At 34.1% G+C, this 2641-nt stretch carries 5 protein-coding genes; all 5 read left to right on the top strand.

The features are described from left to right. On the top strand, positions 1-393 hold a 393-nt coding region (locus ACJMLH_RS03085; RefSeq protein WP_405274624.1), incomplete at its 5' end, for a 30S ribosomal protein S13. 60 nt (positions 394-453) lie between these two features. Further along, on the top strand, positions 454-993 hold the full coding sequence (locus ACJMLH_RS03090; protein ID WP_405274626.1) for a 30S ribosomal protein S4: 540 nt from the start codon (positions 454-456) through the stop codon (positions 991-993). Positions 994-1004: 11 nt separating this feature from the next. Next, a complete protein-coding gene (locus tag ACJMLH_RS03095) occupies positions 1005-1397 on the top strand; it encodes a 30S ribosomal protein S11 (RefSeq protein ID WP_069574667.1) in 393 nt (130 codons plus the stop codon). A gap of 15 nt (positions 1398-1412) precedes the next feature. Further along, positions 1413-2216: a DNA-directed RNA polymerase subunit D gene (locus ACJMLH_RS03100; RefSeq protein ID WP_405274628.1), complete on the top strand. Its 804-nt coding sequence runs from the start codon at positions 1413-1415 to the stop codon at positions 2214-2216. Then, on the top strand, positions 2216-2581 hold the full coding sequence (locus ACJMLH_RS03105; protein WP_405274630.1) for a 50S ribosomal protein L18e: 366 nt from the start codon (positions 2216-2218) through the stop codon (positions 2579-2581). The genes ACJMLH_RS03100 and ACJMLH_RS03105 overlap by 1 nt, the downstream gene beginning before the upstream one ends. Positions 2582-2641: the final 60 nt, after the last annotated feature.

The following is a 2641-nucleotide window of genomic DNA, read 5'->3' on the forward strand; positions in this document are numbered from 1 at the left end:
AAAACCATTGAACAAGCTTTAACCGAAATTAAAGGTGTTGGAATATCTTTATCTAAAACTATGTGCCGTACTTTAGACTTAGATTTAGATGCTAAAATTGGATACATTGCTGACGAAGATGTTTTAAGAATTGAAGAAATTTTAGAAAATCCTCAAAAATTTGACATTCCATCCTGGATGTTAAACAGAAGAGAAGATTACGAAACTGGTGATGACATTCACTTAATTGAATCAGATCTTGATATGACTTTAAGAGATGATTTAAACAGAATGAAAAAGACCAGAAGTTATAAAGGTAGAAGACATGAAGTTGGTTTACCTGTTAGAGGTCAAAGAACCAAATCTACTTTCAGAAAAAGTTCTTCAGTTGGTGTAAAACGTTCACGCGGATAGGCATAGAGCTTTTTTTTAGAAATTTAATTATTAAATTCAATTTTATAAGGAGATGTTTTAATGGGACAACCTAGAAAATCAAGGAAAAAGTATAATACACCACCACATCCTTGGAATGCGGAAAGAATTAAAAATGAAAATAAATTAATGACTAAATACGGTTTAAAAAACAAAAAAGAAATTTGGAAAGCCGATACTTTAGTCAGAAGATACAGTAGGGAAGCAAGATACTTACTTGGTTTTTCTGCTGACCAAATGGTGGAAGAAAAATTAGAATTATTAGGACACTTAGCTAGAACCGGTGTTTTGCCAGAAGGTGCAGCTCTTGAAGAAATCTTAGATTTAAATGTTGAAGATATCTTAAGAAGAAGATTACAAACAATCGTATACCAAAAAGGTTTAGCTCGTACTCCTAAAGAAGCAAGAATGTTTGTTGTACACGGCCACATTGCATTAAACGGTAAAAAAATCAATTCACCAAGTTATGTGGTATTGAAAGGTCAAGAAGATGATATAGGATTCTATCGTTCTTCACCTGTAGCAAAACAAATTGAAGAGTACAACAAAGGTAAGGATAACAAAGCTAATACAGAAGAATAAAGGGTGTAACTATGGCAAAAGATGAAAAATGGGGTATAGCAAATATTTACTCATCATTTAATAACACTATTATTACTGTAACAGATATTACTGGTGCTGAGACTATTTCTCAATGGTCTGGTGGAAAAGTTGTTCGTGCAGACAGACAACAAGCTTCACCTTTCGCAGCAATGGCTGCAGCAACTAGAATAGCTGATGATGCTAAAGAAAAAGGATTCGTCGGATTACATATTAAAGTAAGAGCTCCTGGTGGAAACGGACCTAGAAGTCCAGGACCTGGTGCACAAGCTACTATCCGTGCTTTAGCAAGAGCTGGAATCAAAATAGGAAAAATCGAAGACATCACTCCTATTCCTCACGATGGTACTGGAAGACCGGGTGGTAAAAGAGGAAGAAGAGTATAATTGGAAGGGTTTAATATGGAGATAGAAGTTAGAAGTCAAAGCGAAAATGAAATCGTATTCGTTGTTCGCGATGCAGAAGTACCTTTTATCAATGCTATTAGAAGATGTGCAATGGTTAATGTGCCTAAAATAGCTATTGAAGATGTAAATATTATTAGAAACGATTCTGCTATGTTTAATGAGGTACTTGCTCATAGACTTGGTTTAACTCCTTTAGTTTCTGATCTTGATGCTCTTGAAGGTTTGTCTTTACCTGAAGATGATGACTGGGAAGAGTATTCAAATGGAATTATGTTTAGTTTAAAAGAAGTGGGACCTAAAGTAGTTTATTCTAAAGATTTAATATCTTCAGACTCAAAAATTAAACCAGTATACGACACAATTCCTTTAGTAAAACTTAAAGATGATGAAGTACTCGACATTGAAGCTGTTGCAAAAGTGGGATACGGTAAAGAACATGCAAAATGGATGCCAACTACTGTATGCGCATACAAACAGTATCCTGAAATAACTTTCAGGGAAGATGAAGAGGTTGATTATGATTGTGCATTAGCATGTCCTCGTGGAGTTTTAAAATCCGACAGGAGATCCAAAAAGATTAAAATTTTGGATATCGAAAACTGTACAATGTGTAGAAGCTGTGTTAGGGCTTCTGCTAACGGTTACATTAACGTAGGACATAAAGATAATGATTTCATATTTAGGATTGAAACAGATGGAGGAATGCCTCCTAAAGAAGTTTTATTAAAAGCTTGTGATGTATTAGGTGAAAAAGCAGAAAAGTTTATCAAATTTAGTGATGAAGGAGGAAGTAAATAATGGTTAAGAAAGTAGTAAAAACAAATCCTAACCTTATTGAACTTATTAATAAACTTTATGAACAATCAAGAAGTGAAGATGCAGCTATTTGGAAAGATGTTGCTCAAAGACTTGAAAGGTCTAATAGAAGAACCGCTGAAGTGAACTTGTCTGATATTGCAAGATATGCTAATGCTGGTGAAACTATTTTAGTACCAGGTAAAGTTTTATCAAACGGTAATTTAGAAGAAAAAGTAGATGTTGTAGCATTAAAATTCTCAGCTAAAGCACAAGAAAAAATCGAAAGTGCTGGTGGAGAATGCATCTCAATTGATGAGATAATCGAATCAAATCCTAACGGATCAAACATTAGGATCATGGAATAAATAGGGTGTTATTATGATTATTGATGGAGAAGGATGCGTTTTAGGAAGATTAGCTAGTGT

The organism is Methanobrevibacter sp. (assembly GCF_045116495.1).
GTDB lineage: Archaea > Methanobacteriota > Methanobacteria > Methanobacteriales > Methanobacteriaceae > Methanocatella.

Coding starts and splice junctions, on each gene's coding strand:
- ACJMLH_RS03090 (WP_405274626.1), top strand. CDS start 454: ATGGGACAACCTAGAAAATCAAGGAAAAAGTATAATACACCACCACAT.
- ACJMLH_RS03095 (WP_069574667.1), top strand. CDS start 1,005: ATGGCAAAAGATGAAAAATGGGGTATAGCAAATATTTACTCATCATTT.
- ACJMLH_RS03100 (WP_405274628.1), top strand. CDS start 1,413: ATGGAGATAGAAGTTAGAAGTCAAAGCGAAAATGAAATCGTATTCGTT.
- ACJMLH_RS03105 (WP_405274630.1), top strand. CDS start 2,216: ATGGTTAAGAAAGTAGTAAAAACAAATCCTAACCTTATTGAACTTATT.